This is a genomic window from Henriciella marina, assembly GCF_027213945.1.
GTDB lineage: Bacteria > Pseudomonadota > Alphaproteobacteria > Caulobacterales > Hyphomonadaceae > Henriciella > Henriciella marina_A.
In genome coordinates this window covers 531,558-545,636 of record NZ_JAPWGW010000001.1, presented here as the reverse complement: position 1 = coordinate 545,636, position 14,079 = coordinate 531,558, and the positions used below count along the sequence as shown (strand labels likewise).

Annotated in this window: 17 protein-coding genes; 14 read left to right on the top strand and 3 right to left on the bottom strand. The window is 61.5% G+C overall.

What is annotated here, in order from left to right:
- The first annotated feature begins 7 nt into the window (after nucleotides 1-7).
- The 3 genes from sdhA to O4G74_RS02745 are packed head-to-tail and all read left to right on the top strand — an operon-like array spanning nucleotide 8 to nucleotide 3,036.
- On the top strand, nucleotides 8-1,798 hold the full coding sequence (gene sdhA / locus O4G74_RS02755; RefSeq protein ID WP_269401133.1) for a succinate dehydrogenase flavoprotein subunit: 1,791 nt from the start codon (nucleotides 8-10) through the stop codon (nucleotides 1,796-1,798).
- A gap of 9 nt (nucleotides 1,799-1,807) precedes the next feature.
- Entirely contained in the window at nucleotides 1,808-2,590 is a 783-nt protein-coding gene (locus O4G74_RS02750; RefSeq protein WP_269401132.1) for a succinate dehydrogenase iron-sulfur subunit, read from the top strand.
- Nucleotides 2,591-2,649: 59 nt separating this feature from the next.
- Complete coding sequence (locus O4G74_RS02745; protein WP_269401131.1) at nucleotides 2,650-3,036, top strand: hypothetical protein; 387 nt, start codon at nucleotides 2,650-2,652, stop codon at nucleotides 3,034-3,036.
- Between the two features lie 47 nt (nucleotides 3,037-3,083).
- Here O4G74_RS02745 and O4G74_RS02740 read toward each other — a convergent pair whose 3' ends face one another.
- Nucleotides 3,084-3,779, bottom strand: coding sequence for a hypothetical protein (locus O4G74_RS02740; protein ID WP_269401130.1), 696 nt, complete (start codon nucleotides 3,777-3,779; stop codon nucleotides 3,084-3,086).
- 268 nt (nucleotides 3,780-4,047) lie between these two features.
- Here O4G74_RS02740 and O4G74_RS02735 point away from each other — a divergent pair, with 268 nt between their 5' ends.
- The gene (locus tag O4G74_RS02735; protein WP_269401129.1) at nucleotides 4,048-4,332 is read left to right on the top strand and encodes a GIY-YIG nuclease family protein; all 285 of its coding nucleotides are present in this window, start codon (nucleotides 4,048-4,050) and stop codon (nucleotides 4,330-4,332) included.
- Between the two features lie 168 nt (nucleotides 4,333-4,500).
- Here O4G74_RS02735 and O4G74_RS02730 read toward each other — a convergent pair whose 3' ends face one another.
- Complete coding sequence (locus tag O4G74_RS02730; RefSeq protein WP_269401128.1) at nucleotides 4,501-5,493, bottom strand: NADPH:quinone oxidoreductase family protein; 993 nt, start codon at nucleotides 5,491-5,493, stop codon at nucleotides 4,501-4,503.
- A gap of 134 nt (nucleotides 5,494-5,627) precedes the next feature.
- Here O4G74_RS02730 and O4G74_RS02725 point away from each other — a divergent pair, with 134 nt between their 5' ends.
- Genes O4G74_RS02725 through folK form a run of 6 tightly spaced genes read left to right on the top strand, consistent with a single transcriptional unit; the run spans nucleotide 5,628 to nucleotide 9,011 of the window.
- Nucleotides 5,628-6,500 carry an isoaspartyl peptidase/L-asparaginase family protein gene (locus O4G74_RS02725; protein WP_269401127.1) on the top strand — a complete coding sequence of 291 codons (873 nt, stop codon included), beginning with the start codon at nucleotides 5,628-5,630 and terminating at the stop codon, nucleotides 6,498-6,500.
- Nucleotides 6,501-6,507: 7 nt separating this feature from the next.
- Complete coding sequence (locus O4G74_RS02720; RefSeq protein ID WP_119379328.1) at nucleotides 6,508-6,858, top strand: hypothetical protein; 351 nt, start codon at nucleotides 6,508-6,510, stop codon at nucleotides 6,856-6,858.
- Between the two features lie 4 nt (nucleotides 6,859-6,862).
- Nucleotides 6,863-7,345: an RNA methyltransferase gene (locus O4G74_RS02715; RefSeq protein WP_269401126.1), complete on the top strand. Its 483-nt coding sequence runs from the start codon at nucleotides 6,863-6,865 to the stop codon at nucleotides 7,343-7,345.
- The gene (gene folP / locus O4G74_RS02710; protein ID WP_269401125.1) at nucleotides 7,342-8,184 is read left to right on the top strand and encodes a dihydropteroate synthase; all 843 of its coding nucleotides are present in this window, start codon (nucleotides 7,342-7,344) and stop codon (nucleotides 8,182-8,184) included. Before O4G74_RS02715 ends, folP begins: the two co-directional genes overlap by 4 nt.
- Entirely contained in the window at nucleotides 8,171-8,539 is a 369-nt protein-coding gene (gene folB, locus O4G74_RS02705) for a dihydroneopterin aldolase (protein ID WP_269401124.1), read from the top strand. The genes folP and folB overlap by 14 nt, the downstream gene beginning before the upstream one ends.
- On the top strand, nucleotides 8,532-9,011 hold the full coding sequence (folK, locus tag O4G74_RS02700) for a 2-amino-4-hydroxy-6-hydroxymethyldihydropteridine diphosphokinase (protein WP_269401123.1): 480 nt from the start codon (nucleotides 8,532-8,534) through the stop codon (nucleotides 9,009-9,011). The genes folB and folK overlap by 8 nt, the downstream gene beginning before the upstream one ends.
- A 293-nt stretch (nucleotides 9,012-9,304) precedes the next feature.
- Here folK and O4G74_RS02695 read toward each other — a convergent pair whose 3' ends face one another.
- Complete coding sequence (locus O4G74_RS02695; RefSeq protein ID WP_269401122.1) at nucleotides 9,305-10,072, bottom strand: LytTR family DNA-binding domain-containing protein; 768 nt, start codon at nucleotides 10,070-10,072, stop codon at nucleotides 9,305-9,307.
- A gap of 178 nt (nucleotides 10,073-10,250) precedes the next feature.
- On the opposite strand from O4G74_RS02695, the gene O4G74_RS02690 reads away from it, so the two are divergent.
- The 4 genes from O4G74_RS02690 (at nucleotide 10,251) to O4G74_RS02675 (ending at nucleotide 14,027) form a co-directional block, all read left to right on the top strand.
- Nucleotides 10,251-10,667, top strand: coding sequence for a DUF2141 domain-containing protein (locus O4G74_RS02690; RefSeq protein WP_269401121.1), 417 nt, complete (start codon nucleotides 10,251-10,253; stop codon nucleotides 10,665-10,667).
- Between the two features lie 42 nt (nucleotides 10,668-10,709).
- Nucleotides 10,710-11,258: a DUF2306 domain-containing protein gene (locus O4G74_RS02685; protein ID WP_269401120.1), complete on the top strand. Its 549-nt coding sequence runs from the start codon at nucleotides 10,710-10,712 to the stop codon at nucleotides 11,256-11,258.
- Between the two features lie 204 nt (nucleotides 11,259-11,462).
- On the top strand, nucleotides 11,463-12,686 hold the full coding sequence (locus O4G74_RS02680; protein WP_269401119.1) for a cation:proton antiporter: 1,224 nt from the start codon (nucleotides 11,463-11,465) through the stop codon (nucleotides 12,684-12,686).
- Between the two features lie 153 nt (nucleotides 12,687-12,839).
- Nucleotides 12,840-14,027 carry an alkaline phosphatase D family protein gene (locus O4G74_RS02675; protein WP_269401118.1) on the top strand — a complete coding sequence of 396 codons (1,188 nt, stop codon included), beginning with the start codon at nucleotides 12,840-12,842 and terminating at the stop codon, nucleotides 14,025-14,027.
- Nucleotides 14,028-14,079: the final 52 nt, after the last annotated feature.

Below are 14,079 nucleotides of genomic sequence, written 5' to 3'. Positions count from 1 at the left end.
CGTCACCATGTCTGACTACAAGTTTGTCGATCACACCTATGACGTCGTCGTTGTCGGCGCCGGCGGCTCTGGCCTTCGCGCTGCGCTTGGCGCGGCGCAGGCCGGTCTGAAAACGGCATGTATCTCCAAGGTCTTCCCGACCCGCTCGCACACGGTTGCCGCGCAGGGCGGGATCGCCGCGTCGCTTGGCAATATGGGCCCCGATGACTGGCGCTGGCACATGTATGATACGGTCAAGGGCTCCGACTGGCTCGGCGACCAGGACTCCATCGAATACCTCTGCCGCGAAGCGCCGAAAGCTGTTTACGAGCTTGAGCACTGGGGTATGCCCTTCTCGCGCAACGAGCAGGGCAGAATCTATCAGCGCCCGTTCGGCGGCCACACGACCGAATATGGCGAAGGCCCGCCGGTTCAGCGCACCTGTGCCGCCGCCGACCGCACCGGTCACGCCATGCTGCACACGCTCTACGGACAGTGCGTCAAGGAAGAGACCGAATTCTTCATCGAGTATTTCGCGCTCGACCTCATCATGGATGATGAAGGCGCGTGCCGCGGCGTGACCGCATGGAAGCTCGACGACGGCACGCTTCACCGCTTCCGCGCGCAGAAGACGATCCTCGCGACGGGCGGTTATGGCCGCGCCTTCTTCTCCTGTACGTCCGCGCACACCTGCACGGGCGATGGCAATGCCATGGTGCTTCGCGCCGGCCTGCCGCTGCAGGACATGGAGTTCATCCAGTTCCACCCGACCGGCATTTACGGCGCAGGCTGCCTCATCACTGAGGGCGCACGCGGCGAGGGCGGTTACCTGACCAATTCCGAGGGTGAGCGGTTCATGGAGCGCTATGCCCCGTCGGCGAAGGACCTTGCCTCTCGCGATGTCGTAGCACGCGCCATGACCGTGGAGATTCGCGAAGGCCGCGGCGTCGGTGAGGGCAAGGACCATATCCACCTGCACCTTGAACACCTGCCGCCGGAAACGCTGGCAGAGCGCCTGCCGGGCATTTCGGAAACCGCGAAAGTCTTCTCTGGCGTCGACGTCACGAAAGAGCCGATCCCGGTCCTGCCGACCGTCCACTATAATATGGGCGGCATCCCGACGAACTATCACGGCGAGGTTCTCACCAAGAAGGGCGGCGACCCCGATAGCGTTGTCCAAGGCCTGATGGCCGTGGGTGAAGCGGCATGTGTGTCGGTCCATGGCGCAAACCGTCTCGGCTCCAACTCGCTGATTGACCTTGTGGTCTTCGGCCGGGCCGCCGGTCTTCGCTGTGGTGCCACGCTGGACGCGGGTGCGAGCCAGCCGGAAGTGCGCGACAGCCAGACCGACAGCCACCTTGCCCGCTTCGACCGCGTGCGCAATGCGAAGGGCGACCAGCCTGTCGCGCAGCTGCGCATGGATATGCAGAAGGCGATGCAGACCAATTGCGCCGTCTTCCGCACCGGTGAAGTCCTCGATGAAGGCGTCGAGAAGATTGACAATATCTATGGCCGCGTCGGCGGTATGGATGTGAAGGATCGCGGCCTGATCTGGAATACCGATCTTGTCGAGGCGCTCGAGTTCGACAACCTCATCGCGCAGGCTGCGGTGACGGTGAACTCAGCCGCCAACCGCAAGGAAAGCCGCGGCGCCCACGCCCGCGAGGACTTTGCAGACCGCGACGATACAGAATGGATGAAGCACACGCTTGCCTGGGTCGATGACTCCGGCAAGGTGACAATCGATTACCGCCCGGTGCATGAGTACACGATGTCGAACGATATCGAGTACATCAAGCCCAAGGCGCGTGTGTACTAGGGGAGCGATATGGTTCAGCTGACACTACCCAAAGGTTCTGCGCCCAAGAAGGGAAAGCAGTGGCCAAAGCCGGATGGCGCCAAGAATACAAAGGCGTTCAAGATTTACCGCTACTCTCCTGAAGAGGGCGGCAATCCGCGCTGGGACACCTATCATGTGGATATGGACCGTTGCGGTCCCATGGTTCTCGACGTCCTGATCTGGATCAAGAACAATGTCGACCCGACCCTGGCCTTCCGCCGCTCCTGCCGCGAAGGCGTCTGCGGGTCGTGTTCGATGAACATTGGCGGGCACAATACGATTGCCTGTACCAAGGGCTGGGATGAGATTGCCGGGTCGTCGATCACGATCGCGCCGCTGCCGCACCTGCCCGTGGTCAAGGATCTCGTGCCGGATCTTACCAATTTCTATGCCCAGCACGCCTATGTGCAGCCCTTCCTCAAGACCGATACGCCGGAGCCTGAGAAGGAATGGAAGCAGTCCGAAGAACAGCGCAATGAGCTCAACGGGCTTTATGAGTGCATTCTCTGTGCCTGCTGCACGACGTCCTGCCCCTCCTATTGGTGGAATGGCGACAAGTATCTCGGCCCCGCAGCTCTGCTTCAGGCCTATCGCTGGCTGATCGACAGCCGCGACGAGGCAACCGGTGAGCGGCTCGACGATCTTGAAGACCCGTTCAAGCTCTATCGCTGTCACACCATCATGAACTGTGCGCAGGTCTGCCCGAAGGGTCTGAACCCGGCCAAGGCGATTGCCAAGGTCAAGCACATGATGGTCGAACGCGTCGCTTAAGGGCGAGCCCATTCAAAGCGACTAAACATAACGGCCCGCGCCTTCTAAGGTGCGGGCCGATGCGTATCACCAGATCATACCGGCCAAAGCGGGTTATTTCGCCCGTCACACCTTTCGTCCATAAACGACAGAAAGGCGGGCATTGGGGCGTGCCGGCTGTCTATGATCCGCCGCTGCCGCCGCAGGAGATGGGAAAGGGCTATCCTGTCTGGACGCTCAGCCATCAGGGCCGCGAACTTTACTTTGCCTCGCCATTGGAAATGGCCCATGTCGCCGAGGTCATGGGCAGCCCGCTGCTGCCCAGACCCTGGCAGCTCTCTGGTGAGGCGGGCTATGCGACGGGCCACTGGCTGGCCAGGCTGCACAAGAGCTGGAAGGCGACCGGGACCAGGGAAAAACTGGCCCGCATCCTGTCCGAAGCATCGAAAGCGCAAACCTGGCGGTAGCAGACAAGCGCCTTTGGCCGCACCGGACGGGTGCGTTTCGGCCTTTATTACGAGCGTTTGGAAGGGGCGGGCGGCGGGTGAAGGCGAAGCTCAAGGCTCACCATGCTGAGTGCTTCGGCCAGCCAGGGAGCCAGTTGGCGTGAGCCAGAGCCAGAGCCAGGCGGCGGTCCGGCCCGGAGCGGCGACCGCTTCCTGATGAGGCCATCCTTGCTCGCTCTTGGGGTCATCCTTCGCGCCATGCGGCGGGCGGCGGCAGCTGGTTCGTAGATGACAGCGAGAAGGGCGTGGAGCCGCTCGGCCAATTTATTCGAACGATCCGTTTTACCTCCCGCGATATTTGGTGAATTCGCGCTCAGAATTTCAAGGATTCTGGGCTGCGGGCGTGGGCCGAAGCGGCCTTTCTTCTGACCCTCGATCCAGAACCCGGCGCGCAAGGAGGTAATGGGTTCGGTGAGCTGGAAACCGCGCCTTGAGGGGGCGAGGGCGGAACCGGCGGCGCGAGCATTCCGGGTGGAGGCGGCGAGGCGCATCGGTAGTGGCTGCAGGGGGCCAAGAGAGCGTGCTTCCAGCACGAGTAGACGGCGGGTCAGTGCCTCAGCGGCCAATAGTGACGGGCGAATCCAGCGCGGCGGTGCGGTTGGCCCCGACTGCTCGACCATGACCAGCAAGCCGGCCGCCAGCCTGGCTAAATGTTGCCAGAGGCGCTGCAAGGTCCGGTCAAGCTGGGGCGGTTCGGGCAACATGTATTAAGGATAGCCGTACCCGCCAGCCATGCGGACGGAAGAATTGTTTCCGCGGGGACGTTAACCATGATTGTGCGTTTGTACGGGGCGTACTGGGTGGGGGGGGTTGGGGCGTTTCTGGGGCTAACAGTGTTCCGATCATCCCCGCGAAGGCGGGGATCTCGTGAGACATGCGTTGCGCTCCACCTGGCTGAGATCCCCGCCTGAGCGGGGATGAGCGGATGTGAAATCTATGGCGGATTGTGAGAAGAGGTCCTAACCAGACGTCATGGCCTTCTACGTCTACATCATGACGAACAAGCCGAACGGTGTGCTCTATACCGGCATGACGGACGACATAAACCGGCGCGCATGGGAGCATCGCGAGCACGTGATTGGCGGCTTCACGGCGAAGTATAATTGCGAAATGCTTGTCTGGGTAGACGTTCACGAGACACGCGAGTCTGCTTTTGAGCGAGAGCGCCGCATCAAGAAATGGGAACGCGCCTGGAAGATCAGGTTGATTGAAGAGGCTAACCCGGATTGGCGCGACCTCGCTGATGCGCTGATGTAGTTTTATCCGCTCATCCCCGCGAAGGCGGGGATCTCGTGAGGCAGTTTCTGCACTTCAATTGGCTGAGACCCCCGCCTGCGCGGGCGTGAGCGGAGTTTCAGGTGCAGAGCACACAAAAAAGCCCGGCAGGGTTGCTGCCGGTCTTTGCTGTTCGAGTGGGCGCGAGGCCTACATCGTCACGACAACCTTCCCCTTGGCCTTGCGGTCCATCAGTTCGGTGATGGCGTCGGCGCCTTTTTCGAGGGGGTAGGTGTTGGAGACGTGGGGTTTGATCTTGCCCTGTTCGTAGAGCTCGAAGATTTCCTTGATGTTCTGCTCGTTTGCTTTCGGGTCGCGGGCGACGGCGGCGCCCCAGAAGACGCCGATGATGTTGCAGGATTTGAGCAGGGTGAGGTTGAGCGGCATTTTCGGGATGCCGGCCGGGAAGCCGATGACGAGGAAGCGGCCATCCCAGTTCATGGCGCGCAGGGCCGGTTCAGCATAGTCGCCGCCAACGCCGTCATAGATGACGTCCACGCCGCCGCCGCCAAGTTCCTTGATCTTGTCGGAGAGGGCTTTCTGGTCAGCGCGTTCGAGCGGGCCGCGCGGATAGACAAGGCCGTGCTTTGCGCCTTTTTCCATGGCGAGGTCCACCTTGTCCTGGCTGGAGGCGGCCGCGATGACCTCCATGCCCATGGCCGCGCCAAGTTCGACGGCTGCGAGGCCGACACCGCCAGCCGCGCCGAGGACGAGCAGGGTTTCGCCGGCCTTGCAATTGCCGCGATCCTTCAGGGCGTAATACGAGGTGCCATAGGTCATCAGGAGGGCCGCAGCCTCTTCAAAGGACATGGAGTCCGGGAAAGGACGCACACGGGCCTCATCGACCTTGGCTTCTTCTGCCATGCCGCCCCAACCGATCGAGCCCATGACGCGGTCGCCGACTTTCACCTTGGTGACGCCTTCGCCGACGGATTTGACGATGCCGGAAAGCTCACCGCCCGGCGAGAAGGGGCGCTCTGGCTTGAACTGGTACATGTCCTGGATGATGAGGACGTCGGGATAGTTCACGCCGACGGCTTTGACGTCGATCACAATTTCGCCCTTGCCGGGCTCGAGCGCGGGAACGTCTTCCAGAACAAGGGCGTCAGGTTTACCGGGCGTCTTGGAGAGTAGGGCTTTCATGGGCGTGTTCCTCTTGCTGTATCTTGGCAGTGTCTTGTGGGACATGTAATTGACGGGCCGAGCCTATCCATGGCACCGCGCGCTGTGAAGCATGACGCGAGGAAAAAGCACCTCGTAGCTGGAGCATTGAGAAGATGGCGAAAAGCTGGGCGCTGGCCCTTCATGGTGGAGCCGGTCCGCTGAGGAAGCGTGACCATGCGGTGGCAGAGACGCATATGGCCGAACTGCTGCGCGAGGGCGAAAAGCGTCTGGCGCGCGGCGACAAGGCGCTCGATGTGGTGCATGCGCTGGTCATCGCGCTGGAAGAATGCGGGCATCACATTGCCGGTCGCGGCTCTTCCCCCAATGCGATCGGCCAGTGGGAGCTGGACGCGGCCATCATGGATGGGCGCACGCGCAATGCAGGCGCGGTGGCGTCACTGCGCGGCTACAAGTCGCCGGTCACCGCGGCGCGCCTTGTCATGGAAAAGACGCCGCATGTGCTGATCGTCGGCAAGGGCGCAGCGATGATTGCGCGCGAGCACAAGCTGGAGAAGGTCCACAGCCCAAAAAGCTATTACAGGCCTGCAGTGACGCGCCCGGTGAAAAAGGGCGAGCTGGCGCACGGCACGGTCGGCGCGGTGGCGCTGGACACAGATGGACGTCTCGCGTCTGCGACATCGACAGGCGGGCTGCTTGGCAAGACGCCGGGCCGGGTGGGCGATACGCCGATCATTGGTGCTGGCCTTTGGGCAGATGAGCGGGTCGCAGTCTGCTGTACGGGGCAGGGCGAGTATTTCCTTCGCACGAATGCGGCAGCCGATGTCAGCTCTCGTGTGCGCTATGGCAAGCAAGGCCTGCGCGAGGCGGCGGAAGGCTCACTCGAAGATCTGACCCTGCTGGGCGGAGATGGCGGCATGATCTGCCTCGACGTGCTGGGCCATGTCGAAGTGGTATTCAATGCCGAGACGATGAAGCGCGGTGTCGTGACAAGCGCGGGCCGCTTCGACGTCGCGACGATGAGGTGATCGGAGCATGAGCGGCGCGACGCTGGGCTTTTTCATTGCGGGTGTGTTGGTCGCCTTCCTGTTTGCGCTGGCGGTGCAGATGCGCGTGATGGCGGGGCTGGTGCTGCGCCGGGCCGCGCAGGCAAAGTTCAGTGAGCTGAAAGACGGCACAGCGCGCTTTGCTGTGGTGCATGCCGTGGCCGGGACAGACAAGCTGGACGCGGGCGACGCCGTCGGCGAGGCCGCGACCTGGCTGCGCACCGAGTATCCGGCCGCGATCCGTCACATCAAGATAGCCCGCCTTGCGACGGCGGTGACGGCGGTCTTGTTCCTCGCAGTGCTCGTCACCTGGCGGTTCACGGCGGGGGCAGAAGGGTAGAGTCATGCGCGGTTATTTTGCGATTGGGGCTGAGGGGATCTCCAAGCCTATGAATCTTGGCGCGCTAATGCGGACGGCGAATGCGTTCGGGGCGAGCTTTGTGTTCTCTGTCGGCGCGGCCGACCGGGTGAAGGTCGCCTATAAGGCGGACACGTCAAAGACGTTCGAGAGCGTGCCCTATTATCAGTGGAATGCAATGGACGACATCGCGCTGCCCAAGGGCTGTCAGATGGTAGGGATCGAGCTCACCGATGATGCGATCGAGCTGCCGGAATTCCGCCATCCGAAATCTGCGGCCTATGTGCTGGGCCGGGAGCGGGGCGACCTGTCGCCGGAAATGCTTGCGCGCTGTGACCATGTGGTGAAGATCCCGACGCGCTTCTGCATCAATGTGAGCCTTGCGGGTGCGCTGGTCATGTATGACCGGGTGCTGTCCATGGGCGGCTTTCGCGACCGGCCTGTCATGCCGGGTGGGCCGAAAGTATGAGCCTTTCGCGCGAGGACAGAGGGCGCCTGCGCGATACATTGCTGGCAGAGGCGCGCCGCCGCACGCTGATCATGGGCATATTGAATATGACGCCGGACAGCTTTTCCGATGGCGGCAGGTTCGATGAGGCAGGCGCGGCGCTTGCCCATGCCGAAGCCATGGTGGCGGCGGGCGCGGATATTCTGGATGTTGGCGGTGAGTCGACGCGGCCGGGCGCAGAACCGGTGAGTGAGGCCGATGAACTGGCGCGCACGGTGTCCGTGATCGAGGCGCTCGCTGGGCCGGGGCGTGCGCCTGTGTCGATCGATACCTACAAGTCAGGCGTCGCGAAGGCGGCGTGCGAGGCGGGTGCGGTGATCGTCAATGATGTGAGCGCGAGGTCCGACCCGGCGATTGTGGGCGTCGCAGCAGAGGCGGGCGCGGCCTATGTGCTGACCTATAATCGCGGGGTGAAAGACGCTGCTCTGGATGCCGGCGCGGACATGCTGACCTTCTTTGAGAGCGCGATTGCGACGTGCGAGGCTGAAGGCCTGCCGCGCGATCACATCATCCTCGACCCGGGTGTCGGCTTTGCGAAGACGTATGAGCAGAACTTTCAGGCTTTGGCACGGGTGGGTGATCTTGTCGGCCTCGGCCTGCCCGTCCTGATCGGCGTGTCGCGCAAATCCTTTATCGGCAAGCGCCTCGGTATTGAGGCGGCAGCGGACCGGGATGCAGCGTCTGTCGCTGTTGGCCTCGACTCGCTGCGCCGGGGCGCGCATATGCTGCGCGTCCATGATGTTGCTGCCCACCGGCAGGCGATCGAGCTTTGGGAGACCATAGAAAATGCGGCGCACTGAACGGGTCTTTGTCGAGAACCTTGGCATTCACGGCTTTCACGGCCTTATCGCCGAGGAAAAGAGCCTCGGCCAGAAATTCTATGCTGACATTGAGTGCCTGGTGGCGCGCGACGAAGCCCCGTCTGACACGATGAAGGACGCGGTCGACTATGGGAAAGTCTGTGACCTTGCACATGACATCTCTGCAAGCGGGCCGTTCAACCTGATCGAGACGCTGGCTGAGCGGATCGGGCATGGCGTGATGGAGACGTTTCCACTGGTCTCGACCGTGCGCGTGCGCATCCGCAAGCCGAATGCGCCGATCCGGCATTTCCTCGACCATGTCGGCGTGGAGATCGAACTCAGCCGTGACTAGGTCTGCGCTGGCCTTTGGCTCGAACCTTGGCGACAGCGCCGAGATGATCGGCCGGGCGATTGATGCGCTGGACGCGATGGTGGACGTGTCGGTCACGGCGCGATCCAGCCTCTATGCCACCCCACCTTGGGGTGTCGAGAATCAGCCCGATTTCGTGAATGCCTGCGCGCTGGTGGAGACCGCTCTTGCGCCGCTGGACCTGCTCACCGCCTGCAAGGATCTTGAAGTGGCGCTTGGCCGCGTGCCGGGTGAACGCTGGGGGCCGCGGCTGATCGATATTGATGTGCTCTGGATGGATGGCGTGGCGCTGGAAAGTGAGCGCCTGACCCTGCCGCATCCGCGCATGACGGAGCGGGCCTTCGTGCTGGTGCCGCTCGCGGAGATTGCACCTGAGTTGGTTGTCGGGGGTCAGAGGGTTGCTGATTGGGCCAGTTCTATTGAAGCTGGCGGAATCAGGAAGCTGACAGACTGAGGCAGATCCTAGCCCTGATAGATCGATCCTGCCGGGGCGAAGGCCATGATGAGGGTCAGGGCGGCAATGAGCGCGAGTGCGGCTAGCGAAAGGCCTTTTGAGAATCCCTGGGTCATGATCCTTGTCCTTCGGCGCGCGGCCTTGCTGTTCCGGTAATCTTCCGGGCTGTGTCCAACCCGGCGGATGTAAGAAGTTATCGGGCAACAAACATGCTGCATTGCGAATAGGTTCCATTCCGGACTGGAATGGGACTGTTTGCGGGCAGGTCCGGATATCTTTGTGGCGACGGCGCTTCAGCTCGCGAAGCCGGCATCTTTCACCGCGGCCTGGTAGGAGCGGGAGACGGGGACTTCCTCGCCGGAGTGGAGGATCAGTCTCAGCTTGCCGTCAGTGCGTTCGGCGCGAGCCACGCCCTTGCGGGCAACCCACCAGGAACGATGGACCCGCAGGCCGTCCGCATCGGCAAGCTCTCGTTCGACATCGGAAAGCCGGATCAGGATGAGGTCGCTGCCGAGCGAGGTGAAGACGCGGCAGTAATGGTCTTCAGATGTGACCGCCCAGAGGTCTGCAGTGTGGTATTTAACGGGGAGACGCTGAAGGAAAGTCTGGACGGCGTTGCCTTCGTCGGCGGCATGGACGAAATCCGGCCCGGCAAGGTCAAAGGCGCGGCTGACCGTATAGCCGACGAGCGTCATCGCCGTCGCGATCACCAGCACGTAGAAATAGATGATGTGAACCGGCCCGGTGCCGACGCGGATATAGCCGCCCGTTACGAAAGCCAGGGCGTAGATGGCGAAGGTCACGCCCGCAGCCGTGACGAGCGAGGTGATGACGATCATCAGCCAGGCCGGGCCATTGGGCCGCAGGCGATAATAGGCGTTCACCGTCAGCTCTCCGACAACTGAGCCTGTCACGATGAGCAGGAGCCATATGCCGAAATTGAGCAGGAAAGGTGCGTTGCTGTTGCTGCCATAGGGGCGCACGAACGCAAGAAAGAGCGAGATGCTTGCCAACAGCAACGCTTCGCGTCCGCGTTTCTTCCAGTCGATCGCGATACGCAAGCTGCAGGCCCCTCTTCATTCGCGCTTCGTGAATGACATTGGCCGCATTTCGCGAAGGATTCCAGACCCCTGACGCAAACTTGGTCGAGGCCGTGCGGTTGCACCTGCATGTTCTGGAGGCCGGGCACAGCGAGGTCCGCAGACAGACAAACTTCAATACACACGGAGACCCGAGACCATGAAAAAGATTGCAGCCCTTGCCAGCTTGATTGCCCTTGCAGCCCCGACCGCCTGGGGTGCTAGTGTCGAGTTGACGATTACCGGTGTCGAAACCGCCTCCGGTGAGATCCTGATTGGCGTCTTCGATAGCGAGACAGGCTGGAAGACCGATGCCTCAATCGCCGAGGCCCAGGCCGACGCAGCGACAGGCACTGTGACCGTGATGCTGGACGGGCTGCCTGAGGGCGAAGTTGCGATCAAGCTTTACCACGATGTCGATTCCAATGGTGAGCTGAAGCGCGGAAACTTCGGTATTCCAGCAGAGCCCTATGGTTTCTCGAATAATGCGCCGGTGCGGTTTGGCCCGCCGAGCTGGAGTGCTGCGAAATTCGCCCTTGATGGCGAGACCACCACCCACACGCTGGCGCTGCGCTAGTCCTCGCGCCGTCCATCCCTCCCGAAATCAGGACATGAGACAATGAGCCTTACAGACGTATCCTCCCAGACCCGCCGTCTTCCCCGCCTGCCGAAACTGTCGCGCACGGCCTGGACACTTGGTATCGCCTTGCCGGTCTACGGCGCCATCAGCGCGCTGACTCTTATGGATGTGGGCCGCCTGCCGCGCTTTCGATTTGATCCGCAGCCGCTGATCGAGTCGGGCGTTGCCATCCAGGTTCATGTGGCGGCCGCGCTGACCACGCTGGCCATCGGCATCTATCTCATGATGGCGCCGAAGGGATTTACCCTGCACCGGACTTTTGGCTGGGCCTGGGTGATTTCCATGGCCATCACGGCAGGCTCATCCTTCTTCATCATGACCCTGTTCCAGAACTTCTGGAGCCCGATCCATGCGCTGTCAGCCTGGACACTTATCGGGCTTCCGGTGGGGATCGCTGCGGTCCGCCGCCGCAATGTGAAGAAGCACCGTCAGGAGATGACCAACATGTTTGTGGGCGGTATGGTCGTGGCTGGCCTGTTCACGCTGCTGCCGGGCCGGATGATGTGGCACGTCTTCTTCGCGATCTGAGCCAGATGCACCTGCTTTCTGTTCGGGGCCCCGCGACAAAGCGGGGTCCTGACGCGTTTTCGGAAGGGGTGATTGAACGAAAGCAGAGGTAACGTCGTTCTTACAGGCTCGCTCGGCTTTTCCCAGACGCCCGACTACGCTCGCATCACCCCCATCTGGTGGAGGAAGGCGTCAGACTGGTGCAGCAATATTAGAGAGACCAGTTTGGACCAGTATTTTCTAAGCATAGCGATTATTGGATTCGTCGGTCTCTCGAGTGCCTGGGTCTGTCATTATACCCGGAAAATCGGTGTTTCTTACGCAATTTTCTATGTCTTGCTGGGCATGGCGGTGTTTGCCGTCTTCCCTGAATTGCCCTGGGTGTCGCCGTTCACCAAGGAAACCTATGCCATCCACCTTACGGAATTGATGGTGATCATCGCCCTGATGACCACGGGCCTGAGCATTGATCGACGATTTGGAATCAAGCGCTGGGCCAGCCCGTTGATGCTGGTGTCGGCCGCCATGATGTTGAGCATCGCGGCGCTCGCAGCGATCGGGTACTGGTGGCTTGGCCTTGGTCTGGCATCTGCTGTCTTGCTGGGCGCGGTCCTGGCGCCGACCGACCCTGTTCTGGCCTCCGACGTCCAGGTCGGGCCGCCCAATAGTGACGATGATGACGGTGTGAGGTTCGCCCTGACAGCCGAAGCCGGGATGAATGACGGACTGGCATTCCCCTTTACGTGGTTGGCGATTGCCCTGGCGGGCGCGGTAGGGGGCGGACAGGCTGTCCTTGCCGACTGGTTATTATACGACGTCCTCTACCGGATCGTCGCGGGTCTGGTCATTGGTTTTGTGGGCGGGCGTGCGATTGCATACGTCTTCCTGCACCTGTCCCAGAAACTGGGCCTTGATAATATCCGCGAAGGATTGACTGCGGTCGCAGCAACGCTTGCCATTTATGGTGTCGCTGAGCTGGCGCACGGCTATGGGTTCATTGCCGTTTTCGTTGGTGCGCTGGCCATTCGCGACTTTGAGCGCGAGCATGAACATCACAGGAAGATGCATGAGTTCACCACGCAGCTCGAGCGGGCCTTGATGGCGATACTGCTGCTATTGCTGGGCGGTGCGGTGATGGATGGAATTCTGGAGCCGCTGACCTGGCCATTGATCGCGGCAGGTTTGCTGATCGTATTTGTTGTCAGGCCGGTCATTGCTTACCTGGCGCTGAGCTGGACAGAGCGTTCACGGCGCGAAAAATGCGTGATCAGCTTTTTCGGCATCAAGGGCATAGGGTCGTTCTTTTACCTGTCATTTGCCTTGGGCGAGACAGATTTCGCCAACGCCGAAACACTCTGGGCCCTGACAGCCTTTGTCGTTCTCATATCGATTCTGGTGCATGGCGTAACATCTTCGATTGCCATGAAATGGCTTGGCGACAGCACGTAATGACGCTGTACCTCATCTTTCGTCCCTAGGCGCACATGGGTTTGGGCGGCCGGGGATATTCTTCTTCGGGATCGAGGTGGACAGCCCTTTATCTATCACGCGACGCCCGGCATAACTGCTGGGCGTCCTGGTATAGTGAAAGGGTTACTCCTCATGCGTCTCAGCTCCCTGGCTGTCATCGGAGCCTTCGGGCTCGTCTCCTGCGCGACACAGAGCGCGCCGCCTGTCCTGTCAGACCTGTTTGAGGGTGAGCCTGAAAGCGCCGTGGAAGCGCTGAACCGTTATTATGCGACGATTGACCCAGCGACCCTGCCGCAGGCGCCAGACGGCGTGTCGCTGCCGCTAACCGAGCCGCTGACCCGCGTGCTGCTCGCGTCCTGTAATGATGAAGAGCAGGAAAGCCCGACCCTGGCGCGGCTGGCCGAGGAAGAGGCCGACCTGTTCCTGATGATTGGCGACAATGTTTACGGCGACCGCGATGGCCGCGACTATTCCAATAACCAACCGGAGTTGGATGAGCTGCGGGAGAGCTTTGCAGACCTTGCAGAGCGCGCGGAATTCCAGGCGGTGCGGGCGAAGTTCCCGATGATGGTCGCATGGGATGACCATGATTACGGCGCCAATGATGGCGGCAAGCATTTCCCGTTCCGCGATTATGCGGAGATGATCCACGAGACGTTCTGGGGTCTTGGCGACGAGGATGTCGGCCAGTGGCCGGGCACTTACTATGCGCGCACTTTCGGGCCCGAAGGCCAGCGCGTTCAGGTCATCATGCTCGATACGCGTTTCTTCCGGTCTGACCTTACCCCCACCGATGAGTACGGCGCGCCCGGCAAGGAGCGTTACATGCCGGCGGCGGCCGGTAGCTATCAAGACATGCTGGGCAGCGCGCAGTGGACCTGGCTCCAGAACCGCCTGCAGGACGAGGCGGACCTTCGCTTTATCGTCTCATCCATCCAGGTCCTGCCGACGGCGCATGGCTGGGAGTCCTGGGACAAGATGCCCGATGAGCGCCAGCGCCTGTTCGACATGGTGAAGCGCGCCGATGCTGGCGGCGTGGTTTTCCTGACCGGCGACCGGCATACCGGCTTCATCTATGAAGAGGCTCGTGTTCTGCCTTATGAAGCCAATGAGCTGACGGCGTCTTCGCTCAACGTATCCTTTGCCACCGAGACCGAAGAGATGGATGAGCGCCAGGTCGGCACAGGCTTTCCACCCGAGAATTACGGTGTTGTCGAGATCGACTGGGAAGGCCGGAGCCTGAGCTTCCTGCTAAAGGACGGTGAAGGACAGACCGTGCGCCAAAACGACATTGCCTTTGGAGACATTGGCGTGGAATAAGCCCGGCTAAACGCCAAGCCACACCAAGAAGGGCCCTAAAGGAGCCCGGTCT